Below are 25,971 nucleotides of genomic sequence, written 5' to 3'. Positions count from 1 at the left end.
GACTGCTCGGGCGGTTGTGCTCAATCGCCTTGGGCGCGAACCGCGCAGAAGGTCAACGACACCTCGTCCGCGACCTGGACGGAACCCATCAGCAGCGAGTAGGGCTTGATACCGTAGTCGGATTGGCGGATGGTGGATTCTGCCGACATTCGCCACGAGTCCTCGAGATCTTCTGTGCACAGCTCGATTACGTGGTCGCGCGACTTTCCCCCGATGTGCAGCGCGCCGGTGAGGCGGTAGCCGTCGTCGGTCTTCTCGATGGCGTCTGCGACATAGCGAATCTGCGGGAATCGGCTGGCCGACAACGACTTCAGGGCGTTGGACCGCGCCAGCGCCTTCTCGGCCCCGGACAGGCCCTTGACACCGCCGTCTCCGCGCAGCACTTCGAGTGAATCGGTCTCGACCGTAAGCTCCGCGCTGACGGGTCGAGACTCGGCCCAGCGGACAGTGGCCCGCCAGGTTGTCATCGCGATGGTGAGACGATGGCCCATGCGAGCGGCCCTGCCGGCAACACCGGTGTGCAGCAACAATTCACCGTCAGCCGGGCCGATCGTCCACACGGCGTCTTTGTCTAAAGTCACGGGCCGTCACATAGTCAAAACGGTGCGATAGTGCGCCCGGCCCTCTTCGAGGGCCGCGTAGCCCTCCGCGGCTTGCTCCAACGGCAATTCCTCGATCCACGCCCGCACGCCGGACAGGACCGCGAATTGCATTGTGTCTTCGACTTCCTTCGCCGTCCCGGAGGGATGGCCGACGATGCTGACGCCCGGCGTGATCAGCTGAACCGGGCTGATCGGCAGCGGCTCCGGCGTGACGCCGATGGTGACCAGTTCACCCTGGGGGAGTATGCCGCCGACCGTGGCCGCCATCGCCTTGGAGTTGCCCGCGGTGGCCAGGACAACCGTCGCGCCGCCAAGATCCTTCAGCGCCTCGGCGGGGTCGTTGGCCGTGGAGTCGATGTAGTGATGGGCGCCCAATTTCCGGGCATCGTCAGCCTTACCGGTGCCGCGATTGATCGCGATCGTCTCGAATCCCATCGCCCGCGCGAACTGCACTCCGAGATGGCCCAGTCCGCCGACACCGAGAATCGCGACGCGATCGCCGGGCAGCGCCTTGGTGTGCCTCAAGGCGTTATAGGTAGTCACGCCCGCACAACCCATCGGGGCGGCTTCGGCGTCGGAGAGCTCGTCCGGGATTCGGGCCAGGGCGCTCACCGGCACGGTCGCCGACTCCGCGTAGCCGCCGGGATACTGCCAACTCGGCACCTTGCCGTTCTCGCAGTGGATGAACAGGCCCTTACGGCATTGGTCGCAGTGGTAGCAGCATCCGCCGAACCAGCCGACCGCGACGCGGTCACCGACCGCGAAACCCTGTACGCCGTCGCCGATTTCGGCGATTCTGCCGGCGATTTCATGTCCCGGAGTCAGCGGCCACGATATCCCGGGGAACCCGCCGTTGACGAAGTGCGCGTCGGTGCCGCAGATGCCGCAGGCGGTGACCGTCAGGCGTACCTCGTCGCGCCCCGGCGGTGTGGTTTCGGCGTCGACCAGCTCCAAAGCTGCACCTGCGGATGGGACATGAACGGCTCGATGAGTGGGCATGCCCCTAGCTTGTCACCCCTGGGCCTGATGCGCGACAGGGCATTTCCCGGCCCCGTTGGTGTGGTAGTCGACCTGCCAGTGCTTGATTCCGTTGAGCCAGCCCGATCGGAGGCGTTCGGGCTTGCCGACCGATTCCAGATCGGGCATGGCATCGGCGATCGCGTTGAACATCAGGTCGATGGTCATCCGCGCCAGGTTGGCCCCGATGCAGTAGTGCGCGCCGGTGCCGCCGAACCCCACGTGGGGGTTGGGATCACGCAGGATGTTGAAGGTGAACGGGTCGTCGAACACTTCCTCATCGAAATTGGCGGAGCGGTAGACCATTACGACGCGCTGACCCTTTTTGATCTGAACGCCGGACAGCTCGTAATCTTGCAGGGCGGTCCGCTGGAACGAAGTGACCGGGGTGGCCCAGCGGACGATCTCGTCGGCCGTCGTGACCGGACGCTCGCGCTTGTAGAGCTCCCACTGATCGGGGAAGTCGGTGAAGGCCATCATGCCCTGGGTGATCGAGTTGCGGGTGGTCTCGTTGCCGGCCACGGCCAGCAGGATGACGAAGAAACCGAACTCGTCGTCGGACAGCTTGTGCCCGTCGACGTCGGCCTCGACCAACTTGGTGACGATGTCTTCGCCGGGATTCTTCGCCCGGTCGGCGGCCATCTGCATGGCGTAGGTGATCAATTCGACCGAGGCGCCCATCGCGTCGTTGCGCGCGAACTCGGGATCCTGGTCGCCCACCATTTCATTCGACCAGTGAAAGAGCTTCATGCGGTCTTCCTGGGGCACTCCGAGCAAACCGGCGATGGCCTGCAACGGCAGCTCGCAGGAAACCTGCTCGACGAAGTCGCCCGCGCCCGCGGCAGCCGCATTTTCGACGATCTTCCGGGCGCGCTCGTTCAGGTCGTCGCGTAGCCGCTCGACGGCGCGCGGGGTGAAACCGCGGGAGATGATCTTGCGCAGGTGGGTGTGCTGCGGGGCGTCCATGTTGAGCAGCACGAACTTGCCGGTATCGCGCTGCTCTTGCACGGTGCCCTCTTTGTAGCGGGGCAGCGCGGTGTTCTCCAGGCTGGAGAACACGTCGCTGCGCCGCGAAATCTCTTTGACGTCCTTGTGCTTGGACACCACCCAGAAGCCGCCGTCATCGAAGCCGCCCACGCCGTTGGGCTGTTCGTTCCACCAGATCGGCGCGGTCCGGCGCAGCTCTGCCAGTTCTTCCACGGGCAGTCGCTCGGCGTGGATGTCCGGGTCGGTGAAGTCGAACCCGGGGGGCAGATTGGGGACCGGCTTGGCGGTTGGCTCGACGGTTGGCATTGCCCGCTCCTCGATGACGAAGTGGTCTAGTCGTCTTTGTGCAAGGAAACCACTGCCACACCTTGGTTGTGAAGCATTGACGCAAGATCGCCGGGTGCGAATTGGAACGTGTTCTTCACCGGCGGTTCGCCGCCTAGCGGTGGGTCCACGCCCGGCGATCGCGGTCGCACGCCGAATCGGTCTTGTGGCCGACTGTCGGACCGATATGCTTTGGTGCAGGTCACCGGCGACGACAGGCGGGGTAGGACATGATTCGGGAACTGCTGAGCGCCGCTTCGATAGCGGGCATCACCATCGGCTTGGCCCCGTGCGCGGCCGCCGGTTACGACGGCGACGTACCGGGGATGAACTACCAGGCTTCGCTGGGCGCGCCATGCGACAACTACGAGCGCTTCATCTTCGGGCGCGGCACCAGCGGCCAGGCCGAGGCCTGTCATTTCCCGCCTCCGAATCAGTTCCCCGCAGCGACCACCGGATACTGGGTGATTTCCTACCCCCTCTACGGAGTCCAGCAGACCGGCGCGAAATGCCCGGGCTCGCAGGCTGCGGCGCAGACGCCGGACGGACTCCCCATGCTGTGCCTGGGAGATCAGGGGTGGCAGCCCGGATGGTTCACCGGGGCAGGATTTTTCCCGCCCAGCGGATAACTTGGTGCAGCCATGAACCGTAGTGAGCCGGGCCAACTGGTCGTGCCGCGCTGGCTGCGTTTCGTGCTGGCCTCCGATCGCGCCGGGTCGGCGTGGTACATCGGCGCCGGGTTTTTCTTCGCCCCCGTGCTCGCCGTGCTCTCACCCTGGCCCGCAGTCACCGCCGTGCTGTGGGTCGTCATCGCAGTGACCGGGCTTTGGCTTGGGCTGCTGGGCATTGCGATGGCCGTCGGGCTGGCCCGAATAATGCGCTCCGGGGCCGAGATTCCCGAAGATTACTGGCGCACGCTGGTGCATTACTGAGACGCAATGCCGACGAGAAACGGCGCCCGGCCCCGTCTAGAGTCGTAGCAACCGTCCTGCGACAAAGGAGATTCCAGATGGCCTTCAATCCCAGAGATGCAGTCGACGCGGCGAGGGACATCGCGACCAACGCCGTCGAGAAAGCGTCCGACATCGTCGAACACGCCAGCGACATCCTCCGCGGCGACGTCGCCGGCGGCGCCAGCGGCATCGTCCGGAACTCGATCGACATCGGAACGTACGCGCTGGACCGCACAAAGGAAGCGTTCACCGGCCACGACGAAGTCGACGACGTCTAGGCGCGAGCCCTTCGCGTTAAACGGAGGCGGCCTCGTTGAGCTCGTCGAGCCGGTTGGTGGCTTCCAGGTACTCCTGCACCCAGCGTTCGATGACCGTTGAGGTCTTCTCCACCTTGGTGAACTGCCCGACCACTTGACCAACCGGGTTGAACGCCACGTCGACGGACTCGTTGGGGTAGCGGTTGGTTGCCCGCACGGCCATGCCGGACACCATGTACTGCAACGGCATTCCTAGCGGCTTCGGGTTTTCGGGCGCCTCCCATGCCTCGGTCCAGTCGTTGCGCAGCATGCGCGCGGGCTTACCGGTGAACGAGCGGCTTCGCACGGTGTCGCGGCTTCCCGCCTTGACGTAGGCCTCCTGCTGAACCGGGGTGTTCGAGGACTCCTCGACCATCAGCCATTGCGAGCCGGTCCAGGCACCTTGTGCGCCGAGCGCCAGCGCGGCCGCGATCTGCTCACCGCTGCCGATGCCGCCGGCGGCCAGCACCGGAACCGGCGCGACCTCCTTGACGACCTGGGGCCACAGCACGATCGAACCGACCTCGCCGCAGTGCCCACCGGCCTCGCCACCCTGGGCGATGATGATGTCGACACCCGCGTCGGCATGCTTGCGAGCCTGCGACGGCGAACCGCACAGCGCCGCCACCTTGAGTCCGGCCTCGTGAATGTGCTTGATCATTTCCGCCGGCGGGGTGCCGAGGGCGTTGGCGATCATCTTGACCTTGGGGTGCTTGAGCGCGACCTCGACCTGGGGCGTGGCCGTGGCCTCGGTCCAACCGAGCAGTTGTAGGGTGTCGCCGTCGCTGTCCTCGACCGGCACGCCGTGGTCGGCGAGGATCTTCTTGCCGAAGTCGAGGTGCTCTTGCGGCACCATCTTGCGCAGCGTGTCGGCCAGCTCCTCCGCGGACAGGTGGGAGTCCATGCCCTCGTATTTGTTCGGGATCACGATGTCGACGCCATAGGGGTGGTCGCCGATGTTCTCGTCGATCCACTTCAGCTCGATCTCCAGCTGCTCGGGCGTGAAGCCGACCGCTCCGAGCACGCCGAACCCCCCGGCCTTGCTGACCGCCACGACGACGTCGCGGCAGTGGGTGAAGGCGAAAATCGGGAACTCGATGCCGAGTTCGTCGCAGATAGGGGTGTGCATTACAACTCCTGGGAGCTCGCCGAATTGAAACGTGTTCTAGTTTAGTACGGAGCTCACTGACGTGGCCAGCGGGTCCTGATTTGGATGTGATTACTACGACCCGTCACTGCCGTCAGGCCGCGATGCTGTTCGCCACCCACAGGATGAGGAACACGAGCATGGAGGCGGCGCAGAGCAGATGGTCCCGGCAGACCGAGCGAGCCAGCCGCGTCTGCTCGGACGGACTGTCGGCGCGATGCCCGAGTCGCACCGCATCCGGGACCGTGTGCGTCAAGGCCAACATGATCGGGATGCCCGCTAGCGGGGCAGAGGTCACCAGCAGCCAGCCCGGATCGCATCCGCGGGCCGCCTGCACCACCAGCGTGCCCAACAGGGCGAGCATCACGAGCACGATCAAACGGTTCATCGGCCGAGACGTCGTGGCCGCGCGGTGGTAGTACGCCGCGAGGGAAGCCAGCACGGCCTCGGGGAGTTCGGCCGTGGCCTTCCGGTATCGAAGAACTTGAACGTCGAAAATCAAGTCCATCCACAAGACGGCGAGGAGGAACCCGCCGCAGGCCATGAGCAACGAGGCCATGGCGCTCACCCACCTCTTGATCCATCCCAGGGAACCGCGCCGCAGCGCGGTGGCCGCTTGGACCCATTGTTCTCGGCAGCGCAAGAGGCGGCAGGCCGACGAGGGCTGGCGCGGTGGCCGGGGCTGAAATCACTTGTGCCACTTATGTCCCGGTGTTCTCATCTGGGCGGATTCTGTCGGCGGGCGAACGTAGTATTCGAACATGCGTTCGATAAGTTGGAAAGTGATTCAGAGGCGGCGCGCGTGACTTTCGTGGACCGTGAGCAGATCCAGGGCGACGTTGATGCGTTGTGCACTGTGGCCTCCCGCTTGCGGGAGCATTGCTATGAGGCGCTGACCAACCCGGAACGCCTGGCTCTCTTGGGGAAATTCGAATGCGTGGTACGCAAACTGCAGACGCCGAGTCATCGGCTCATCAATCAGCTTGGTGAGCAAGGGGATTCAGCGGAGTTCGGCGGCAAGCTGTCCTGGGTGTTGGCCGACCGGCTGCACATCACTCGCGCCGAGGCCGGACGGCGCATCGCCGAGGCGGCGGATCTGGGTCCGCGCCGGGCGTTGACCGGGGAGCCGTTGGCTCCGGTGTTGCCCGCGACCGCGGCGGCCCAGCGCGACGGGGCAATCGGTGCCGACCACGTGTCGGTGATCCGGCGGTTCTTCCACCAGGTGCCCGAGTCCGTCGACCTCGAGACTTGTGTGCATGCCGAAAAGCAGCTGGCGGTCAAGGCCACCGAATTCCGCCCCGATCAGCTCGCCAAACTCGCCCGGCGCCTGATGGATTGCCTCAACCCCGACGGCAGCTACACCGATGAAGACCGGGCCCGGATGCGGGGTGTGGTGCTCGGCAATCAACAGGCCGACGGCATGTCGCGCCTGAGTGGATGGCTGACGCCGGAGGCACGCGCCAGTTGGGAGGCGGTGCTGGCCAAGCTGGCCGCGCCCGGCATGTGCAACCCCGGCGGCGACACACCCGTCGTCGACGGCACCCCCTCGGTAGATGCGATTCAGCGCGACACCCGCAGCACCGGGCAGCGCAACCACGACGGCCTCAACGCCGCCCTACGCGCCGTCCTCGCCAGCGGAAACCTCGGTCAGCACAACGGCTTACCGGCCAGCATCATCGTGACCACCACCCTCGCCGAGCTCGAAGCCGCGGCCGGAAAGGGTTTGACCGGCGGTGGCACCACCCTGCCGATGTCCGACGTCATCCGGCTGGCCCGCCACGCACATCACTATCTGGCGATCTTCGACAAGGGCAAGGCGTTAGCGCTGTATCACACCAAGCGCCTCGCGTCGCCGGGGCAACGAATTGTTCTGTACGCCAAGGACCGTGGCTGTACGCATCCCGGCTGCGACGTCTCCGGCTATAACTGCGAGATTCACCATGTCGAAGATTGGGCCAGGACGTACCGCACCGACATCGACCAACTCGCCATGGCCTGCGGGCCCCACCACCGGCTGCTCGAGAAGGGCTGGACCACCCGACAACGCGCGAACGGCGACACCGAATGGATCCCACCCGCACACCTCGACCGCGGTCAGCCCCGTGTGAACACCTTCCACCACCCCGAAAAGCTATTGGCGGACGAGGACGACGACGGCCCGTAGCGTCGGATCCCTTGATCCGCTGCCGCGCCAGCGGGTAGCGTAGTGCTGCCAATTACGAAACGATGCGTAGCGTAATTGGGTACAAGCCACCGAGAGGATCAGATGCGCAGCCGTTACGCCGGCGATCCCTTCACCACATCCACCGCCGAGATCGCCGCCGCGCTCGAGGATGTCAGCATCCCCACGCTGTTGCTCTCGCTTGTCCATATCACCGGCGACCCACGGTTCATCCGCGACTTCAAGCAAATGGGCATCTTCCTCAACGAGGTCCAGGGGTTCATGTCGGAGGAGGACAAGGCGCGGGCCCGCAGCGAGGCCCTATCGGCCATCGTCGAGTACCGGGACCGCGGTTGCCCCGAACCGCAGCCGCTGAGCCCCGAACTCATCAGGGAAATGATGGATTGGGCGGCGTGCGAGCACGTTCCGGACGACTATCTGTCGCTGGTCATCGAAGAGCTGGACCTGGGCGGCGTCGACCTGCGGCGCCCCGTCGCGTTGCCGCCCGAGCGCGCCGCTGAGCTTCCGGTCCTGGTCGTCGGGTGTGGCGAATCCGGCATCCTGGCCGGCGTCCGTCTCAAGCAGGCCAACATTCCCTTCACCATCGTGGAGAAGAACGCGGGCCCCGGCGGAACTTGGTGGGAGAACACGTATCCCGGCGCACGGGTGGATGTGGCCAACCACTTCTACTGCTACAGCTTCGAACCCAACAACGACTGGACGCACTTCTTCGCCGAGCAATACGAGCTGCAGGACTATTTCACCAAGGTCATCGACAAACACGGCCTGGCTGGGCACATGCGTTGGCGCACCGAGGTTCTCGCTGCCGAATGGAACGACGACGCCGGTACGTGGAGTGTTTCGCTGCGCTCTGCCGACGGCCAAACGACCGTCGTGCAGGCCCGCGCGCTCATCACCGCGGTGGGCCAACTGAACCGTCCCAACCTTCCCGGTTTTGACGGAGCCGACACCTTCCAGGGACCGGCTTTTCACTCGGCTGCCTGGGATCATTCGGTAGACCTGAAAGGCAAGCGGGTCGCACTTGTCGGCGCGGGCGCCAGTGGTTTCCAAATCGCTCCGGCGATCGCCGATGAGGTCGAGCACCTCACGGTGTTCCAGCGGACCGCGCAGTGGATGTTTCCCAACCCGATGTATCACGACGAGGTCGCCGACGGTGTGCGCTGGGCGATGCGCCACCTTCCGTTCTATGGCAGGTGGTACCGCTTCCTGGTGCTGTGGCCCGGCTCGGACAAAGGTCTGGACGCCGCCGAAGGGGACCCCGGCTACGCCGACCAGGATCACGCCGTCAGCGACATCAATGCCGCCGCGCACCTGATGTTTTCGCGATGGATCACCAGCCAGGTCACCGAAGATGCCGACCTGTTGGCCAAGGTGATGCCCGACTATCCCGCGTGCGGCAAACGAACGCTGCAGGACAACGGCAGCTGGCTACAAACGCTGCAGCGCGACAATGTCGATTTGGTGCGCACGGCCATCGAGAAGATCACGCCGCAGGGCATCGCCACCGTTGACGGCGTGACCCATGACGTCGACGTCATCGTGTATGCCACCGGGTTTCGGCACACCGACGTGCTGTGGCCGCTGAAAGTCACCGGACGAAACGGCACCGACCTGCACGAGATGTGGGGGAGCAGGCCGTATGCCTACCTCGGGATCACCGTCCCGGAATTCCCGAACTTCTTCATCGTCTACGGGCCGGGAACACACCTGGCCCACGGCGGCAGCCTCATCTTCCAGTCCGAACTGCAGATGCGCTATGTCGACCAGTGCCTGGCGCGACTGGCCGAAACCAACGTGCATTCCCTCGAACCCAAGCCGGAAGCCGCCACCGAGTGGCACCGGCGGACCCAGACGCAGATCAAGAAGATGGTGTGGTCACATCCGGCCGTCAAGCACTCGTATTTCAAGAATGCCGACGGGGAGATCCACACCGTGAGCCCATGGCGTCTCAACGAATACTGGTCCGCGGTGCGCGAGCCCGATTGGTCACAGTTCGTAGTGCGAACGAAAGATTCAGCGCGACAAGGGAAGTGAGCAAACCGAAATGCGGACTGTAGTCGTCGATGGGCCGCGCAACGTCCGGGTCGACACCCGCGCCGATCCGGCCCTGCCCGGACCCAATGGGGCGGTCGTCGCGGTGACCGCCGCCGGTATCTGCGGATCCGACCTGCACTTCTACGAGGCCGACTTTCCGATGCCCGACCCGATCGCGCTCGGCCACGAAGCCATCGGCACCGTCGTCGAAGCCGGGCCGGAAGTGCGCAACGTCAAAGTCGGCGACGAGGTCCTGGTGTCGTCGGTGACCGGCTGCGGCGCATGCGCCGGATGCGCGACCCGCGATCCGGTGATGTGCCACTCCGGCTTCCAGATCTTCGGCGGCGGTGTGCTCGGCGGCGCGCAGGCCGACCTGCTCGCGGTGCCCGCCGCGGATTTCCAGCTGCGCAAGATGCCCGAGGGAATCAGCACCGAGCAGGCGCTGCTGCTCACCGACAACCTGGCCACCGGCTGGGCCGCGGCGCAGCGGGCCGATATCCCATTCGGCGGCACAGTGGCCGTGATCGGCCTGGGCGCGGTTGGCCTGTGCTCACTGCGCAGCGCGCTGTTCCACGGCGCGGCAACGGTTTTCGCCGTCGACCAGGTCGATGGCCGGCTGGAGCGCGCCGCCAAATGGGGTGCGACACCCCTGAAAGCCCCGGCGCTCGAGGCCATTCTCGCCGCCACCGGTGGCCGTGGCGCGGACGCGGTCATCGACGCCGTCGCCACAAATGCCTCCCTGACCGAGGCGCTCAACGCGGTACGGCCCGGCGGCACCGTCTCGGTCGTCGGTGTGCACGACATGAATCCGTTCCCGCTCAACGCGCTGGGCTGCCTGATCCGCAGCACGACGATGCGATTCACCACTGCGCCGGTGCAGCGCACGTGGCCGGAATTGATTCCGCTACTGCAGTCGGGCCGCCTCGACGTCGACGGCATCTTCACCACCGCAATGCCTTTGGACGAAGCGGCCAAGGGCTACGCCACCGCGGAGTCACGATCCGGCGACGATGTGAAGATTCTGCTGAAGCCCTAGCCCGTCAACTGGTCGCCGTGATGTATTGCGACCGCATGAAACTGTCGATCTTCACATCGACCTCCGGCGGCGTCATGCCGTACCCGGCTTGCAGATCGAGCGTGTTGCGCACGGGTTCGACGGCCCACGCATGGGCCGTGAGCCACTCCGCCGGATCCGACCGCGGTTCGTATGTCAGCGCCGAAAAGTCCACGTTGCCCGACATATTGACCCCTGGGTGATTCGTCTCCAAAGCGTTGAGCTGGTCGTGGTCGAGTCGCGATCCCAGCGCACCGATGGCGATCCGGCTGCCGGGTGCGCTGAGCCCGCTGATCCGGGTGAAGAGCGCGTGTTGTGCCTCGTCGGTCAGGTAGGGCAGCACCCCTTCCACCGACCAGGCGCTCGGACTCTCCACGTCGAACCCGGCCGCTTCCAAGGGCCGCGACCAGTCGGTGCGCAAATCGGCGCCGACCTCGATCCGGTGGGCCTTAGGGTTAGCGCCGTGTTCTGCGAGGACCCGACCCTTGAATTCCAGGACCTTCGGAAGATCGACCTCGAAGACCCTTGTGCCATCTGGCCACGCAAGCCGATACGCCCGCGAATCCAGCCCGGCGGCCACGATCACCGCCTGCCGGATGCCCGCCGCACCCGCGGTGTCGAAGAAGTCGTCGAAGAAGCGGGTCTGAACGCCGTACAGGCGGGGAAACGCCGTCTCGTCGTCGGTGGTACCCGGATTGGCAAGCACCCCCGCCAAATACGGGTCCCGCGACGCTTCGATGAACACTTTCGCGTATTCGTCCCGCACCAATGGCTGCGGGCTCACGGCATGCAGCGCACGCCATCCCGCCACCAGCAGCGCGGTATATCCGACGCTGCTGACGATGTCCCAGGTGTCGTCGTCGGAACGGAGCGACCCGAATTCGGGTGTCGTGTTCATGGTTGCCCCTCCCGGCGACTCGGAGCTGAAGCCGACCTTTCCACGGTACCCGCCGAGTTGATTTCAGAGCTCCAGCAGAACCGTGACCGGGCCGTCGTTCACCAATTCGACTTGCATGTTCGCGCCGAACACACCGGTCTGCACTTCGGCGCCGAGTTGCCGCAGCGCCTCGGCGAACTCCGCCACCAGAGGCTCGGCGACCCCGCCTGGCGCGGCCGCATTCCATGATGGGCGGCGGCCCTTGGCGGTGTCGGCGTACAACGTGAACTGACTGACGACCAGAACGGGAGCATTGACATCGGAAGCGGAGCGCTCATCGGCGAGAATTCTTAACTGCCAGAGCTTTTCGGCGATCCGTTGCGCCTTTTCGCGATCGTCGCTGTGGGTGACGCCGACAAATGCCACCAGCCCCTGGCCTTCGGGACGGATGGCGCCGACCACAGCGCCCGCGACCGAGACCGTTGCCGACGAGACCCGCTGCACCAATACCCGCATGGGCGTCGATGGTGCCAGATTGGCGCTGTCGAGGTTGGGTACGCTCGTTGGGTGTCCGTGCTCGTCGCGTTTTCCGTCACCCCGATGGGGGTGGGCGACGGCGTCGGCGAGATTGTCGCCGAAGCGGTCCGAGTGGTTCGCGATTCCGGGCTGCCCAACAAGACGGATGCGATGTTCACCGTGATCGAGGGCGAAACCTGGGCGGAGGTGATGGCCGTGGTGCAGCGCGCGGTCGAGGCGGTGGCCGCCCGCGCGCCCAGGGTCAGCACGGTGATCAAGGCGGATTGGCGCGCCGGAACCAGCGACGCGATGACGCAGAAGGTCGCCACCGTCGAGCGCTACCTCGCCGAGAGCTAGCTTCGCAGCGCCGATCGAAACGGCTGGGCGTCGCTGAAATCGCGGCTTCAACCGGCTGGGGAGGCGGCCCGGCAAGGGTGACACTGCCAGTAGGCTCGGGGCGGTGAGCGCACGCGCAGGCATCGTTGTCACCGGAACAGAGGTCCTCACCGGACGGGTCCAGGATGCGAACGGCCCCTGGATCGCCGACCGCCTCCTGGAGCTGGGCGTAGAGTTGGCTCACATCACGATCTGCGGCGACCGGCCCGCGGACATCGAAGCGCAGCTTCGGTTCCTCGCCGATCAGGGTGTGGACCTGATCGTCACCAGCGGCGGCTTGGGTCCGACAGCCGACGACATGACCGTCGAGGTGGTGGCCCGGTTCTGCGAACGCGAGTTGGTGTTGGACGCCGAGGTCGAGGAGAAGATCGCCAACATCCTCAAGAAGTTGATGGCGCGCAACCCCGCATTCCAATCCGCTTTGGACCCCGGCACTTTCGAGTCGCTGCGGGCCGCCAATCGCAAGCAGGCCATGGTGCCGGCCGGAGCGCAGGTGCTCGACCCGGTGGGGACCGCTCCCGGCGTCGTCGTGCCGGGCAATCCGGCGGTGATCGTGTTGCCCGGTCCGCCGCGCGAGTTGCAGCCGATGTGGCATACGGCCATCGAGACGCCCGCGGCGCAGGACGCGATCGCCGGCCGGACCGTTTACCGGCAGGAGATGCTGCGGATGTTCGGGTTGCCGGAGTCGGGGCTGGCCGAAACGCTTCGCGAGGCGGGACAGGCCGTGCCCGGCTTCGGGCAACTCGAGATCACCACCTGCCTGCGGCGCGGGGAGATCGAGATGGTCACCCGTTATGAGCCGGAGGCCGCCGACGCGTATGCGCGGCTGGTCAAGCTGCTTCGGGAGAGGCACGGGCATCAGTTGTATTCCGAGGACGGTTCGCGCGTCGACGATCTGGTCGCGCAGCTTCTGGCCGGCCACCGGATCGCGACGGCCGAGTCCTGCACCGCGGGCCTGCTCGCGGCGCGGCTGACCGACCGGCCCGGCTCGTCGGACTATGTGGCCGGGGGTGTCGTGTCCTACTCGAACGAGGCGAAGGCGGAGCTGCTCGGCGTTGACCCGGCGCTGATCGAAGAGCACGGCGCGGTGTCCGAACCGGTGGCCGAGGCGATGGCCGCGGGGGCGCTGCAGCGCTTCGGGGCCGACACTGCGGTCGCGATCACCGGGATCGCCGGCCCGGGCGGGGGGACGGAGGAAAAGCCGGTGGGCACAGTCTGTTTCAGCGTCACGGCCGACGGCCGCTCCGATACCCGCACGCTGCGGCTTCCCGGCAACCGCTCGGATATCCGGGAGCGCTCGACCACCGTGGCCATGCACCTGTTGCGCCGCCTACTAGGCAACACCGAATAGCGTCACGCTAGCTGTAATGCCCAGGCAGGTTGGTTGAGGGAGTGTGACGACACGCTGTAGCGGTCGTTGGTGGGTGAAGGCCTCCTGACGTGGAGTGGAGCTGCTACCACTTCACTGCATCGATCAGGAGGCCTTCGTGGTCCACGCTAATGCTGTTTTGACTCCCCGGGGCCGGTTGCTGTTGGCCCGTCGTGTCGTTGATGAAGGTTGGCCGATTGCGCGTGCGGCCGAGCACTTCCATGTCTCCTGGCCAACGGCCAAGCGGTGGGCATCGCGCTATGCCGCGATGGGTGCGGTCGGTATGACGGACCGATCAAGCCGGCCCCACCGCATTCCTCATCGCACGCATCCAGCCATGGTGCGCCGCATCGTGGTGTTGCGATGGCGGCATCGGCTGTCACCGTTGGCGATCGCCTCGCGCCTGTCGATACCGGCCTCCACGGTGCACGCTGTGCTGGTGCGGTGTCGATTGAATCGGTTGTCGCACATTGACATCCGCACCGGCGAACAAATTCGGCGGTACGAACATGACCGTCCCGGTGCGTTATTGCATGTGGACGTCAAAAAGTTAGGCAACATCCCCACAGGAGGTGGGTGGCGCTTCGTGGGCCGCGCTCAAGGCCGCAAGAATCGAATGGTCACTCCCGGCATCACACACCGTCGCCGCCAACCCCATCTTGGGCACGCATTCGTCCACACCGTCATCGATGACTACTCGCGGGTGGCCTACGCCGAAATTCACGACAACGAAACCGCCGACATCGCCATTGGGGTCCTGCAACGTGCGGTGAGCTGGTTTAACGCGCGAGGCATCGACGTCGAACGCGTGCTCTCAGACGACGGCGGCTGCTACAAATCTCGCGCCTGGCGCGAGGCATGCGCCCAACTGCAGATCAAGCACAAGCGGACCCGGCCATATCGTCCCCAGACCAACGGCAAGATCGAACGATTCCACCGCTCAATGGCAGCCGAATGGGCATTTGCACGCCATTACCCCAATGAACTCACTCGCCGATCAGCCCTACCCGCATGGCTCCACGCCTACAATCACCACCGGCAACACTCAGCAATAGGCAAGGTCCCACCCATCACACGGTTGACCAACCTGCCTGGGCATTACAGCTAGCGTGGCGGCGGCGGCCGGGAGCCACGCTGGCGTGACGCTCGGCAACGCAGGGGACCAGCTCACGTCACTTCGCTTGCCAGGAAGGCGCTTTCGGTCGTGCCGAAACGCACCCCGGTGGCGTCCTTGCCGATCAGCGTCAGCACCGCGACCGTGATGAGCACCGGTACGATCGTCGCCGCCAGCGCGAACGGGTAGCCGTGTGATTCGGCGAGGCGTTCCTGGATCGGCAAATTGAATGCCGCCAACAAGTTTCCGAGTTGATAGGTCACCCCGGGGTAGAGGCCGCGGATGGCATCCGGGGACATCTCGGTGAGGTGGGCGGGAATCACGCCCCACGCGCCCTGCACGAACAACTGCATCAAAAACGAGCCCAGGCACAGCATCGCCGCGCTGCGCGAATACGCGAAGAGCGGGATGATCGGCAGCGCCAGGACCGCGCAGAAGACGACGGTGTAGCGGCGGCTGAATCGCTGCGACAGCGTGCCGAAGACCAGGCCGCCGACGATGGCGCCGACGTTGTAGACCACCACGATCCACTTGACCGTCGTGCTGGCCAGGTTGGCGCCGTGGTTGGCGTGCGCGCCCAGGAAGGTGGGGTAGACGTCCTGCGTGCCATGGCTCATCCAGTTGAAGGCGGTCATCAGCAACGCCAGGTAGACGAACCGCCGGATGATCGCGCCGTTGCGCAGGACGTCGCGGATTCGGGTGCTGGTGAGCTTCATCTGATCCTGCGCGGCCTCCCACACCTCGGACTCCTGCACCCGGTAGCGGATGACCAGGCTGATCAGGGCGGGCACGATGCTCAGGCCGAACAGCCACCGCCACGACAACCCCAGCCAGTCGATCACCACCAGCGAGGCGACGCTCGCCAGCAGGTAGCCGAATGCGTAACCCTCCTGCAGCAGTCCGGAGAAGAACCCGCGTCGCTCCACCGGGACCTTTTCCATGGCGAGCGCGGCGCCCAGCCCCCACTCGCCGCCCATCCCGATGCCGTACAGCAGCCGCAGGATGACCAGCACGGTGAAGTTCGGTGCGAAGGCGCACAGGAAACCCACCACGGAATAGAACATGACATCAACCATCAGGGGCAGCCGCCTGCCGACGCGGTCGGCCCACAGCCCGAAAAGCAGCGCGCCGACGGGACGCATGATCAGGGTGGCCGTCGTGACGAACGCGACTTCGGCCTTGCTGTGGTGGAACGTCTTGGCGATGTCGGCGTAGACGAGCACCACGATGAAGTAGTCGAAGGCGTCCATCGTCCAGCCCAATAGTGCCGCGATGAAGGAGTTCCGCTGATCGGCGGTCAACTTCGTTCGGGGACGTTGTGTGGTCACGTCAGCATCGTGGCTTACGCGGTGCGATAACGCGACTTGTTCCACCATGTGGACTCCGGGAGTAAGTTCCGGATACATGCGGATCATCGACGCCGACGGACACGTAGCCGAGAATTCCTCGCTGGCAATCGAAGCGATCAAGCGATGGCCGCAGCACGTCAAGTTCAGCACGGACGGGCGGCCGGGATTGACGCTCGAAGGCCGCAACTACCCCGAGGACACCGGCCCGGGTGCGGGTTGCCCGCCCGAGCACGGGATCAGCAAGGCGCCCGATATCAATTGCCGTTCACCCGAGGGCGTGCTGGGCGACGCGGATCGCGATCACATCGACACGATGGTCCTCTATCCGAGCATGGGGCTGTGCGCGCCCAGTCTCGAGGATCCGGAATTCGCCGCGGGATTCTCGCGCCTGTACAACCAGTGGATCGCGGACTACTGCGCCTCGGCGGGAGGGCGATTGCGCGGCGTCGCCGTGACACCGATCGAGCACGGCCAAGCGGCTATCGACGTGATGGCCGAAGCCAAAGAGCTTGGGCTGATTGCGACTTTGGTGCCGCCGGCCCTCAAGGACCGCAACCTCGACCATCCCGATCTCGACCCCTTCTACGCCGCCGCCGTCGAACTCGGCATGCCGTTGGGCGTGCACGGCGCCCCCGGCATCCATCTGCCCAAGATCGGTGTGGATCGCTTCACGAATTACATCCAGGTGCACTGCATCAGCTTTCCGTTCGACCAGATGACGGCGATGACCGCGATGGTCTCCGGCGGCGTCTTCGAGCGGCACCCGCAGTTGCGAGTCGCGTTCCTCGAGGCGGGCGCGGGTTGGGTGCCGTTCTTCATGGATCGGCTGCACGAGCATTACGAGAAGCGCGGCGACTGGGTCCAGGGCGGCTGGCGTCGCGATCCGCACGACTATCTGGCCGCGGGCAACATCTGGGTGACGTGCGAGCCGGAGGAACCGATCCTGCCGGGGGTGATCGACGTGCTGGGCGACGACTTCATCATGTTCGCCAGTGATTACCCGCACTGGGACGGTGAGTGGCCGGAGAGCACCAAGCACCTGCGTACGAGAAGCGATATCAGCGAGGCCTCCAGGGAGAAGATCGGCGGCTTGAACGCACAGCGCTTCTACAACCTGAACTGAGCGAGCTTCCGCTTACGCCTCGGACTGCCGGCTGGCAGGATCTGAGGACATGGGCCCTTTTCTGTTGCGCGCCGCATTGACCGGACTCGCGCTGTGGATCGTCACTCTGTTCGTGCACGGCCTGAGCTTCGTGGGCGGCGACACGAAGCTGGAGCGGGTCGGCATCATCTTCGTCGTCGCGGTGATCTTCGGTTTGGTCAACGCGTTCATCAAGCCGATCGTCCAGATCTTGTCGATCCCGCTCTACATTCTGACGCTCGGCCTGTTCCACGTCGTCGTCAACGCGCTGATGCTCTGGATCACCGCGCGGATCACCGAACACACCACGCATTGGGGACTGCACATCGATCACTTCTGGTGGACCGCGATCTGGGCCGCGATCGTGCTGTCGATCGTTAGTTGGTTGCTGTCCTTGGTGATTCGGCGTACCGGCGCCTGACGTCAGGCGCCGTCAACCAGGCGCACCACGTCGCGCGCGCAACCCCAGGACAACGTGACGCCGTTGCCGCCGTGGCCGTAATTGTGGATGCACCGCGATCGCCCCAGCGGTTCGGCTTCCACCCGTACCGACGGCCGGTCGGGGCGCAGTCCGGTGATGACCTCGATCACCTCGGCGTCATTGAGTCGCGGCTCGATGCGACGGCAGCGCTGCAGGATTCGCTCGGTGACCTCGGGTTCGGCGGTGGTGTCCCAGCGGCCGGGAATGCTGATGCCGCCGCAGACCACCCGCTGCGGATGGGGGAAGTAACAGGTCCATTGCGGCCCGGTGTTGAGTTCCAGAAACAGTTGCCGCAGACCGGGATTGGTGAGCACCACGTGTTGGCCGAACAGCGGCCGCACGGTGTCGTCACCGCTCAGCGCGCCCGCGGCGAGGCCGGCGCAATTGACGACGATTTCAGCGGCGTCGGCGGCCTCGGACAGCGATTGCACCGGACGCTCCTCGACTTCGCAGCCGGCCGCTGCGAGCCGCCGAGTCAGGTAGTCGAGGTAGCGCGGCATGTCGATCATCGGCACGGTCGCGCGAAACCCGGTATCAAAGCCGTCGGGAATGTCGGCCTGATCGGCCGGCCGCAGATCGGGGATCAGCGACGCCGCCGAAGACATCGCCTCGCTCGCGGTCAGCTCACCGACGGCCAGCGCGGGTGCCAGCTGCACTCCGGAGTCTGGGTCCGCGGCGAGATCGGTGAACACTCGCAGCGAGTGTTCGGTCCAGCCCAGCGTTTCGGCCGCGCGCTCGGCCGGCCGTGGGGGAGCCCAGACAGCGCCGGCCACCGCCGAGGTGGTCTGCTTCAGCGTCGCGGCCGCCCAGACCCGCACCGGCCGACCCGCCTCGGCCAGACAGATGGCCGACGTCAATCCGCTGACGCCGGCACCGACGACGACAATTGTCCGCGCATGTGCCACGGCGCCACGGTAGCGAAAACAGGCCCGCCGCGGGTCGTCGGCGTCGACCGTCAGCGAGGACGGTCAGGAATGTGCCGCTTGCGAGGTCGCAGGAGCGGTCGGCGCTTGCGGCGCCCGAGACCCAGCCGGCGCCTGCGGAGCCGGAGACACCGCCGGCGCCTGCGGAGCCGGAGACACCGCCGGCGCCTGCGGAGCCGGAGAGGCCGATGGTGCCCGCTGGGCGCCCCCACCAAGCAAACTATTGAGGATTCCGAGCGTGCCCTGCACACCCGCGGGCGGTGAGGTCGCGGGCAGAGCGGCACCCGGCGTCAGCTGCCAGGGCTGGCAGCCGGAAGTCTTGAACGCTTTGTCACCCGGATCGATCTGGACGACCTGCGGTTTTTTGGACATGGCGTTGTCGATGATGCCGCCGTCCGGATTGGTCCGCTTCCAGTAGCAGGTGCCATCGCCGGCGGGGCCGCCAGAGCTGTAGATGCCGGGCGCGATGTCACTACCCACCGCGTAGATGCCGTCCTTGTCGATGGACGTTTTCGGCCCTGCCGGCGCAGGCGGCGGCGCCCCCGGGGACGGCGCAGCGGCCGGTGCCGGTGACCCCGGGCCCGGCCCGGGTGCCGGTCCCGGTGTGTCGTCCGGATCGGCGCTGGCAACCACCGTGGACGCGATCCAGCCCGCGACCATCAGGCTCGCAGCAACCAACCGTGCCGCGGTAGGTACTCCACCCATAGAGATCGAGGGTACCGGGATCATGCACCTAATTCACCGTTGCGACATCGCCGAGCCGCAAAGAAGGCCTAGGGGAGCCGCCGCACCCTGCCCGCATGACTGAGCGCGTGCTCGTAGGTCTCGAGATTGTCCCGGGAAATCTTCGCGTGCACGGGGCGTTCCAGGAAGAAGCGCAGCACCGGGTTGTAGGCGTGATAGGTCTCGTGGAACGTCAGCACCGTGGTGCCGTCGGGTTGCTCTTCGAGCTGGTGATAGCCCTCGGCGCGGGACCACAGCGGGGCACCGACCGCGGTGTACCGCGACAGCTTGTTGAGCTCGGCCTCGGTCACCGTCTCCCACGAGCGCGCCCTGCCGCCGGACAGCAGGTACTTAGGGACCGGAAAGACGCAGGTGCGGACCAGACCCTCGCCGGCTTCGTTGCCCTCGTTGAGGATTTTCATGCTGCCCGTCGGCCACTCGAGAACCCGCGGCCTGGGCGCGTCCGGCGGCACCGGCGGATGCAGCACCCGCCAGACCCGTTTCGGCGGCGCATCGACGTGGAATCGCACGGTGTAGGACTGCATCAGCTTTCTCCGTCAGCCGGTACCCAACTGTTCCAGAACGTGATGGTCTCCGCGGGCGGCCGCTTGGCCGGCCGGAAGTCGGTGCCGATGGTGTACGCGACCGGAAAGAGCGCGGCCTGCGTGACGGTCGGCGGAATGCCGAGCAGTTCGGCGACCTCTCGCTCCTTGAACAGATGCATCGTCGTCCACACCGATCCCAGGCCGCGGGAGCGCAACGCCAGCAGAAAGCTCCAGCCCGCCGGGATGATCGACGCCCAGGCCGCCGCGGCGATGCCGGGTTCGGCCGTGTCGATGCGCTGATTGAGGCAAGGGATGACGTGCACAGGCACGTCGGCCAGCGTCTCGGTCAGGCTCATCGCGCTCTGGTACACCCGCTTCGTCTGCGCGTCGGTCGCGTTGTCGGCCGCGTACGCCAGGTATTGCGCGCCGATGCTGCGGTAGATCTCGGCGATGGCGGCCCGCTTGTCCGCATCGGTGATCACCAGCCACCGCCAGTCCTGGGTATTGCTGGCCGTCGGGGCTTGCATCGCCAGCTGAATGCACTCCACGATCACCTCGCGACCCACCGGGCGGGTCAGATCGAGGCGTTTGCGAACCGAGCGCGTCGTGCTCAACAGTTCGTCGACGGTGGCGATGTCCATGTGTTCCTTCCGGATGGATGATCAGAGGTCGATGGCGCACGACTGGTCGACGCCCAGCACGCTCAACGAGCGCCCGAGGCCAAGGAAGACCGCGACGCACAGCGTGAGATCCAGGATCTCCTCGTCCGTGAATTCCCGCCGAAGTCGTTGAAAGAACTCGTCGTTGAGGGAGGCGTGATCGGTGGCGAAGCGTTCGGCGTACTCGATGCAAAGGCGTTGGCGCGGACTGTATCCCGGGTAGGTGGCGTACGCGGCGACGTTGTCGTAGAGCTCTGACGCCACCCCGGCATCGAGCACAGATCGGGCGCGGAAATCCGAGCACGCAACGCAATCGTTGATCTGAGCGATGCGCATCCTGGCCAGCTCACGCTCGTCGACGGGCAGGATGCTCTGCTGGTACGCGCCGCGGATCATGCGTTCGACCATGTCACCGAGTTGCGGCCGTAGCATCCAGATCATGGCGGCTTCGCCGCCCGGGCCGTCCGGCACATTGAGACGGGCCATCAGCGAACTCCTGCCGGGTGAAGAGACGTACTGAGCTGAGCAAACCAGATCCGGCGCCACGCAGCTACATGTTCGAGGCGCGGAAGTTTCGCGATCAATGGGAAAGCCAGTTGTTGCGCACCGCGGAACATTCCCTTCACCAACTCAGCGTCGCGCCCGATTCAGGATGTGCGCCGCTTCGCTGACCATGTCGGCGACGATGTCAGCGGCGGGACGGACTTCGCGTACGCGTCCCACCCCTTCGCCGACCAATATCGCAGCGGTGTCGAAATCCTCTGCGGCGACGGCCTTCTCGTAGGAAGCGATGGCTTCGGGCAGCCGCGCGGACAGCTCGGCCTCGTTGCCCTGCCACGTGTCCAGGAAGGCGTTTTCCAGCGCCCGCGCGTTGTATCCGGCGGGCCAATCGAGGCGGCGCACAAGGTCATAGACGCGGGTACGCACGGTGTCGTCTCCGCCTGCCGCCACTGCGCGATCCTGCGCCCGCGGTGACACCAGCGCTTCCGGCGACGCCCAGAACCTGGTTCCCACGACCACGCCGTCGGCGCCCAGCGCCAGCGCAGCCGCCAACCCACGACCGTCGCCGACGCCGCCTGCCGCTACCACCAACGTGTCGGGCGAACGTTCGGTGACGAAGTCGACGACCTCGGGCACCAAGGTGAAGGTCGACCGCACGCTCATTCCGTGGCCGCCTGCCTCGCCGCCCTGCGCGACGATGACCTCCGCCCCGGCAGCCAAGGCGCCGCGCGCCTGATCGAGGGTTTGCACCTGCGCGATAAGCGGAACGCCGGCAGCGTGGATGCGGTCGGCGAACGGCTGCAATTCGCCGAACGACAGCATCACCGCCGCCGGCCGCTGGTCCAGTGCGATGTCGAGGACCCCTGGGTTTTGGGCGAGGCTCCAGGTAATGAAGCCGTATCCGACTCGGGCGCCCTGAGCCCGGTCGATCTGGGATCGCAGCCATTCGGCGTCGGGATAGCCCCCGCCGATGAGGCCCAGGCCGCCCGCCTGCGTCACCGCCGCCGCGAGCCGGCCCCCGGAGATCAACGCCATCGGTGCGAGCAGAATCGGCTGCTCGATCCCGAACAGTTCGGTGAGGCGTGTCGTCAAACCCATCGCGGCGCTCACGTGAGCTCACCGGTCAGGAACTGCGCCCTACCGTGGCCGAAAGACCAGTCCTCGTCGTCGTTCTCGGTGACCGAAACGATCAGGTCGGCCGGGTCGAGCCGGCACCGGTCGGCGAGGCGGAAGGCCAGCAGTTCATAGAATTTCTGCTTGAGTTCGCGCGGACGTCGCCGGCTCACCATGTGCAAGACCACCTGGCGGGCTGAGCGCTCGATGCCGAGACCGGTATCCAGCGTGACGATCTCGTGGGCCGGGTGGGTGCGCACCACTTGATAGCGGTCCCGCTCCGGAACGCCGAACGCTTCGACAACCGCCTCGTGGATCGCGTCCAGCAGAGCGCGAACCTCGACCGGTGTACGACCCTCGATGAGGTCGACATACAACAGCGGCATCTTTCCTCCTAGGTACAGCGCGGGTTGCGCCCCCATTGCAACCGACGCCAGGCCCGCGGGAATCCCGCGTGAAATGCCTTCTGTGAAGCATTTATGCTCATCAGGCATGGACGTGGTGCAGGCGGGCCGGGTCGAGTTGCGTCATCTGCGCGCATTCGAAGCGGTGGCACGCCTCGCATCATTCACGCAAGCCGCCAAGGAACTGAGCATCACCCAGCCCGCGCTGAGTCGCACCGTCCAGCAGCTCGAGAAGGCGCTCGAGGCGACGCTGCTGGACCGCAGCTCGCGGCACGTGGCGACCACACAGGCCGGCCGGGTTTTCCTCGGGTACGTCGAACGGGTGCTCGCCGAGTTGGGCAGCGGTGTCGACGCCGTCCGGCAACAGGCGAGCATCCGCCTGGGGTTCAGCTGGCTGTTGCCCGACCCATGGGCGCAGGACACCGTCGCGGCATTCGAACGTGCCGCCCGGACTACCGTCAACCTGATCCGCACCGACGACGCGCTCGGTGCGGTCCAGCAGGGGAGGGTCGACGTCGCCGTGGTGCGCGGGCACGTGACGTCGACCGCCGTCCGAATCGTGCACCTTTTCGACGAGCCACGAGTGGCGGTGTGTTCCGTTCATTCACCCCTTGCGAAGCGGGCAGAGCTCGACTGGTCCGAGGTGCCACGCTGGCCGCTCGTCGTCAACACCACCAGCGGCACTACCGGCCCCTGGTCGTGGCCCGCGGGCGCTGGCCCCGAAACCATCGTCGAGACAACCAATTTCGATGAATGGATCGAATCCGTCGCGGCCGACCGGGGTGTCGGAGTCATCCCAGACGTCGCCATCAGGCGCAGCATCCACCCGGGCGTGCGATTCGTCGCGCTGCGGGGCGCTCCCGACATTCCCGTTGTCCTGGTGTTTCTGAAGCGGGCCAACAGTCCCGTACTTCGCCGCTTCATCGGCGCGGCCGTCGACACCGCCACCGGCCTGTGATGTACTCGCGCGAGACGCGCACGCCGTCAGGCGAGCGGCGCCAGACCGGAGCGCACCAGATCCAGACTCGCGGTCACGTCTGCGCCCAAGTCGCCCGAACAACCGCCACGGCCCCAATTCTCCACTGCGGCAACGAGAGCCGCGGCGACCACAGAGCCTGCGACCTCGGCGGCTAGATCGATGTTCGCCATATCCGGATTCCGTCCTCTGACGAAATCGGTGAGCACGCGGGCGAACGAGGACTGCACCACCCGCAGGTGACCGGCGATCCGCTCGGCGCTGATCAGCTCGGCGCGAGCGGTCGCGGCTTGGCGCACCACTTCGAGGTCGTGCGGGAAGGCGGCAACGGCTGCCAGCACCGCATCGAACAGCGATTCCGAGGCCGGTCGGTGGGCAAGCGCCTCGGTGAGCCATTCCAATTGCGTCTCGTAGTCCTGAAAAAGCACGGCTTCCTTGGTCGGGAAATGCCGGAAGAACGTGCGCTCGGTGACACCGGCCTCCCGGGCCAGCTCCGTGACGGTGACGTTGGCAAACCCCTTGTGGGCGAAGCTCTTCAGCGCCGCTCGGCGAAGTGCCTCATGCGTCGATCGTCGTCGCTGTTCATGACGGTTGCCCGGGGCCCTCATCTCAGCGGTGATCGTATCCCAGGTGGGTGGGCACGACTGACGTCTTCCAATTGCGTCAGTACTGACATATCCTTGGCTCGCGGGTACCCGATTGAGGCGAGGGTCAAGATCATGGGCGATACCGATTACGACGCCATCGTGGTGGGCGCCGGACACAACGGGCTGACCGCCGCGGCGATTCTGCAACGCGCGGGCCTGCGCACCGTGTGCCTGGAAGCCAACAGCTACGCGGGCGGCATGGCCGCGACGGTCGAATTGATCGACGGCTTCCGGTACGAGATCGCCGGTTCGGTGCAGTTTCCGATGGCGAGCCGACTCAGCAAGGACCTCGGACTGGACACGCTACCGGCGGTGGAGCCCGACGTGATGTCAACCAACATCGGCGAGCATGGCGAAGAGCCGATGATCTTCTACCGCGACCCGATGCGGCTGATGACACACCTGAGCGAAAAGCACGGGCTGGAAGCGGTCACCGGCATGGCCGAACTGATCGGCTGGAGTCAGGGACCGGCAAAAGCGCTGGGCCGCTTCGACGTCCGCCGGCCGCCCAAGACTCTCGACGAGATGTATGCCTGCGCGGCCAACGACGAGGAACGCCGGGCGATCCACGAGATGCTGTTCGGCTCGGCCATGGACGTGATCGACCGCTACCTGCCCGACAAAGACAAGCACGCAGTGATGCGCGGGATGCTGGCTTTCCTGGCCGTGAACTCGACTTACCGCGGGCCGTACACGCCGGGCAGCGCAACCTGTTTGGCGTTTGCGTTGGCGGTACCCGACGGCAGCACCGCGATGATGACCAAGCTCAAGGGGGGCATCGGCGCGCTCACCGAACATCTGCGTGAGCTCTTCATCGCCCACGGGGGCGAGATCCGGTTCCGGACCAAGGCGGAGGAGATCCTCGTCGTGCGCGACAAGGTGACCGGAGTGCGGCTGCGAGACGGGTCGACGATCTCGGCGCCGATCGTGGTGTCCAATCTGTCGCCCGATATCACGCTCGCCGAACTGATCGCACCCGAACACGTTTCAGCGCAGGTAATCTCGCGGATCTCCGGCCGCGACCACCGGGCATCGTTCGTCCAGATTCACTTCGCCCTCGACGGGCTGCCCGAATTCGCTCCGCCGTACGAGTTCCTCAACGACGAGGGCATGCAACAGTCGGTGGGAATCTTCGGGTCACCCGAATCCCAACAGCTGCACTGGGAGAACTGCCGGCGGGGCATCGTTCCGGACAACCCGTCGATGGGAATGCAGATCCCATCGGTGCACGATCCCGCCCTGGCGCCGCCCGGCAAGCACGCGGCGAGCGTCTTTGCCTACGCCTTCCCGGTCGAGGTCAACCGAGATCAGCACGGGCATCTCAAAAATGAAATGGCGCAACGGGTTATCGACAAGATCACTCGACTGGCGCCGAACTTCAAGGACATCGTGATACGCCACATCACGTTCGCGCCGTATCACATGAACACCATGTTCGGCGCGCCCTCGGGCGACTTCTGCCACGGGTTGCTGCACCCCGACCTGATGGGCCCCAACCGGCCCGGCCCGAAGGGCTTCCTTGATATGCCCATCGGGATCGACGGCCTTTATCTCGCCGGCGCCGGATGCCATGGCGGACCGGGCATCACCTTCACTCCCGGCTACAACGCCGCCTATCAGGCGCTCGACGACATGGCCTGA

29 protein-coding genes are annotated in these 25,971 nt (G+C 65.8%); 13 read left to right on the top strand and 16 right to left on the bottom strand.

Annotated elements, in window-relative coordinates; genetic code table 11:
* Positions 1-20: 20 nt before the first annotated feature.
* The 3 genes from AC5Y30_RS04000 to AC5Y30_RS03990 are packed head-to-tail and all read right to left on the bottom strand — an operon-like array spanning position 21 to position 2,912.
* A complete protein-coding gene (locus tag AC5Y30_RS04000; protein WP_499916497.1) occupies positions 21-581 on the bottom strand; it encodes a YceI family protein in 561 nt (186 codons plus the stop codon).
* A 6-nt stretch (positions 582-587) separates the two neighbouring features.
* The gene (locus AC5Y30_RS03995; RefSeq protein ID WP_499916495.1) at positions 588-1,601 is read right to left on the bottom strand and encodes an alcohol dehydrogenase; all 1,014 of its coding nucleotides are present in this window, start codon (positions 1,599-1,601) and stop codon (positions 588-590) included.
* 12 nt (positions 1,602-1,613) lie between these two features.
* Positions 1,614-2,912, bottom strand: coding sequence for a cytochrome P450 (locus AC5Y30_RS03990; protein ID WP_499916493.1), 1,299 nt, complete (start codon positions 2,910-2,912; stop codon positions 1,614-1,616).
* A gap of 248 nt (positions 2,913-3,160) precedes the next feature.
* On the opposite strand from AC5Y30_RS03990, the gene AC5Y30_RS03985 reads away from it, so the two are divergent.
* The 3 genes from AC5Y30_RS03985 (at position 3,161) to AC5Y30_RS03975 (ending at position 4,161) form a co-directional block, all read left to right on the top strand.
* Positions 3,161-3,559 (top strand): hypothetical protein, encoded by a 399-nt coding sequence (locus AC5Y30_RS03985; RefSeq protein WP_499916491.1) that lies wholly within the window; start codon positions 3,161-3,163, stop codon positions 3,557-3,559.
* A 12-nt stretch (positions 3,560-3,571) separates the two neighbouring features.
* Positions 3,572-3,862: a hypothetical protein gene (locus AC5Y30_RS03980; protein WP_499916489.1), complete on the top strand. Its 291-nt coding sequence runs from the start codon at positions 3,572-3,574 to the stop codon at positions 3,860-3,862.
* A 77-nt stretch (positions 3,863-3,939) separates the two neighbouring features.
* The gene (locus tag AC5Y30_RS03975; protein ID WP_499916487.1) at positions 3,940-4,161 is read left to right on the top strand and encodes an Rv1893 family protein; all 222 of its coding nucleotides are present in this window, start codon (positions 3,940-3,942) and stop codon (positions 4,159-4,161) included.
* A 16-nt stretch (positions 4,162-4,177) separates the two neighbouring features.
* Here the strand turns inward: AC5Y30_RS03975 and AC5Y30_RS03970 are convergent, their stop codons facing one another.
* Positions 4,178-5,308 carry a nitronate monooxygenase gene (locus AC5Y30_RS03970; RefSeq protein WP_499916485.1) on the bottom strand — a complete coding sequence of 377 codons (1,131 nt, stop codon included), beginning with the start codon at positions 5,306-5,308 and terminating at the stop codon, positions 4,178-4,180.
* A gap of 112 nt (positions 5,309-5,420) precedes the next feature.
* Complete coding sequence (locus tag AC5Y30_RS03965) at positions 5,421-5,885, bottom strand: hypothetical protein (RefSeq protein WP_499916483.1); 465 nt, start codon at positions 5,883-5,885, stop codon at positions 5,421-5,423.
* A gap of 243 nt (positions 5,886-6,128) precedes the next feature.
* On the opposite strand from AC5Y30_RS03965, the gene AC5Y30_RS03960 reads away from it, so the two are divergent.
* From AC5Y30_RS03960 to AC5Y30_RS03950, 3 genes are all read left to right on the top strand, one after another.
* Positions 6,129-7,490: an HNH endonuclease signature motif containing protein gene (locus AC5Y30_RS03960; RefSeq protein WP_499916481.1), complete on the top strand. Its 1,362-nt coding sequence runs from the start codon at positions 6,129-6,131 to the stop codon at positions 7,488-7,490.
* Between the two features lie 102 nt (positions 7,491-7,592).
* On the top strand, positions 7,593-9,542 hold the full coding sequence (locus AC5Y30_RS03955) for a flavin-containing monooxygenase (RefSeq protein WP_499916479.1): 1,950 nt from the start codon (positions 7,593-7,595) through the stop codon (positions 9,540-9,542).
* Between the two features lie 10 nt (positions 9,543-9,552).
* A complete protein-coding gene (locus tag AC5Y30_RS03950) occupies positions 9,553-10,578 on the top strand; it encodes an alcohol dehydrogenase catalytic domain-containing protein (protein ID WP_499916477.1) in 1,026 nt (341 codons plus the stop codon).
* Between the two features lie 4 nt (positions 10,579-10,582).
* On the opposite strand, the gene AC5Y30_RS03945 is transcribed toward AC5Y30_RS03950, so the two are convergent.
* Entirely contained in the window at positions 10,583-11,494 is a 912-nt protein-coding gene (locus tag AC5Y30_RS03945) for a class I SAM-dependent methyltransferase (RefSeq protein WP_499916475.1), read from the bottom strand.
* A gap of 63 nt (positions 11,495-11,557) precedes the next feature.
* The gene (gene dtd / locus AC5Y30_RS03940; RefSeq protein ID WP_499916473.1) at positions 11,558-11,989 is read right to left on the bottom strand and encodes a D-aminoacyl-tRNA deacylase; all 432 of its coding nucleotides are present in this window, start codon (positions 11,987-11,989) and stop codon (positions 11,558-11,560) included.
* Positions 11,990-12,040: 51 nt separating this feature from the next.
* Between dtd and AC5Y30_RS03935 the strand changes: the two genes are divergently transcribed.
* The 3 genes from AC5Y30_RS03935 (at position 12,041) to AC5Y30_RS03925 (ending at position 14,862) form a co-directional block, all read left to right on the top strand.
* On the top strand, positions 12,041-12,346 hold the full coding sequence (locus AC5Y30_RS03935; RefSeq protein ID WP_499916471.1) for an MTH1187 family thiamine-binding protein: 306 nt from the start codon (positions 12,041-12,043) through the stop codon (positions 12,344-12,346).
* Between the two features lie 103 nt (positions 12,347-12,449).
* The gene (locus AC5Y30_RS03930) at positions 12,450-13,736 is read left to right on the top strand and encodes a competence/damage-inducible protein A (protein WP_499916469.1); all 1,287 of its coding nucleotides are present in this window, start codon (positions 12,450-12,452) and stop codon (positions 13,734-13,736) included.
* Positions 13,737-13,872: 136 nt separating this feature from the next.
* A complete protein-coding gene (locus AC5Y30_RS03925) occupies positions 13,873-14,862 on the top strand; it encodes an IS481 family transposase (RefSeq protein WP_499916786.1) in 990 nt (329 codons plus the stop codon).
* A gap of 59 nt (positions 14,863-14,921) precedes the next feature.
* Here AC5Y30_RS03925 and AC5Y30_RS03920 read toward each other — a convergent pair whose 3' ends face one another.
* The gene (locus tag AC5Y30_RS03920) at positions 14,922-16,274 is read right to left on the bottom strand and encodes an MFS transporter (RefSeq protein ID WP_499916467.1); all 1,353 of its coding nucleotides are present in this window, start codon (positions 16,272-16,274) and stop codon (positions 14,922-14,924) included.
* On the opposite strand from AC5Y30_RS03920, the gene AC5Y30_RS03915 reads away from it, so the two are divergent.
* Both AC5Y30_RS03915 and AC5Y30_RS03910 read left to right on the top strand, forming a co-directional pair.
* On the top strand, positions 16,273-17,340 hold the full coding sequence (locus tag AC5Y30_RS03915) for an amidohydrolase family protein (RefSeq protein WP_499916465.1): 1,068 nt from the start codon (positions 16,273-16,275) through the stop codon (positions 17,338-17,340). The two genes, AC5Y30_RS03920 and AC5Y30_RS03915, sit on opposite strands and share 2 nt — an antisense overlap.
* Positions 17,341-17,389: 49 nt before the next feature.
* Positions 17,390-17,779 carry a phage holin family protein gene (locus tag AC5Y30_RS03910; RefSeq protein WP_499916463.1) on the top strand — a complete coding sequence of 130 codons (390 nt, stop codon included), beginning with the start codon at positions 17,390-17,392 and terminating at the stop codon, positions 17,777-17,779.
* 2 nt (positions 17,780-17,781) lie between these two features.
* On the opposite strand, the gene AC5Y30_RS03905 is transcribed toward AC5Y30_RS03910, so the two are convergent.
* The 7 genes from AC5Y30_RS03905 to AC5Y30_RS03875 form a co-directional block, all read right to left on the bottom strand.
* Entirely contained in the window at positions 17,782-18,744 is a 963-nt protein-coding gene (locus AC5Y30_RS03905; RefSeq protein ID WP_499916461.1) for an FAD-dependent oxidoreductase, read from the bottom strand.
* Between the two features lie 63 nt (positions 18,745-18,807).
* Positions 18,808-19,467, bottom strand: a complete 660-nt coding sequence (locus AC5Y30_RS03900) for an Rv1352/Rv1906c domain-containing protein (RefSeq protein WP_499916459.1) — start codon at positions 19,465-19,467, stop codon at positions 18,808-18,810.
* Between the two features lie 68 nt (positions 19,468-19,535).
* Complete coding sequence (locus AC5Y30_RS03895; RefSeq protein ID WP_499916458.1) at positions 19,536-20,030, bottom strand: SRPBCC family protein; 495 nt, start codon at positions 20,028-20,030, stop codon at positions 19,536-19,538.
* Positions 20,030-20,671: a nitroreductase family protein gene (locus AC5Y30_RS03890; protein WP_499916457.1), complete on the bottom strand. Its 642-nt coding sequence runs from the start codon at positions 20,669-20,671 to the stop codon at positions 20,030-20,032. The genes AC5Y30_RS03895 and AC5Y30_RS03890 overlap by 1 nt, the downstream gene beginning before the upstream one ends.
* Positions 20,672-20,692: 21 nt before the next feature.
* On the bottom strand, positions 20,693-21,175 hold the full coding sequence (locus tag AC5Y30_RS03885; protein ID WP_499916455.1) for a carboxymuconolactone decarboxylase family protein: 483 nt from the start codon (positions 21,173-21,175) through the stop codon (positions 20,693-20,695).
* A 144-nt stretch (positions 21,176-21,319) separates the two neighbouring features.
* On the bottom strand, positions 21,320-22,288 hold the full coding sequence (locus tag AC5Y30_RS03880; protein WP_499916784.1) for an NAD(P)H-dependent flavin oxidoreductase: 969 nt from the start codon (positions 22,286-22,288) through the stop codon (positions 21,320-21,322).
* An 8-nt stretch (positions 22,289-22,296) separates the two neighbouring features.
* Positions 22,297-22,689: a tautomerase family protein gene (locus tag AC5Y30_RS03875; RefSeq protein WP_499916453.1), complete on the bottom strand. Its 393-nt coding sequence runs from the start codon at positions 22,687-22,689 to the stop codon at positions 22,297-22,299.
* A 106-nt stretch (positions 22,690-22,795) separates the two neighbouring features.
* Here AC5Y30_RS03875 and AC5Y30_RS03870 point away from each other — a divergent pair, with 106 nt between their 5' ends.
* Entirely contained in the window at positions 22,796-23,665 is an 870-nt protein-coding gene (locus tag AC5Y30_RS03870; protein ID WP_499916451.1) for a LysR family transcriptional regulator, read from the top strand.
* 26 nt (positions 23,666-23,691) lie between these two features.
* Here the strand turns inward: AC5Y30_RS03870 and AC5Y30_RS03865 are convergent, their stop codons facing one another.
* Positions 23,692-24,291, bottom strand: coding sequence for a TetR/AcrR family transcriptional regulator (locus tag AC5Y30_RS03865; RefSeq protein ID WP_499916449.1), 600 nt, complete (start codon positions 24,289-24,291; stop codon positions 23,692-23,694).
* 111 nt (positions 24,292-24,402) lie between these two features.
* On the opposite strand from AC5Y30_RS03865, the gene AC5Y30_RS03860 reads away from it, so the two are divergent.
* The gene (locus tag AC5Y30_RS03860; protein WP_499916447.1) at positions 24,403-25,971 is read left to right on the top strand and encodes a phytoene desaturase family protein; all 1,569 of its coding nucleotides are present in this window, start codon (positions 24,403-24,405) and stop codon (positions 25,969-25,971) included.

Source organism: Mycobacterium sp. NGS27 (assembly GCF_059813005.1).
The sequence above is the reverse complement of the archived record's forward strand: the minus strand, read 5'-3'. Positions and strand labels throughout refer to the sequence as shown.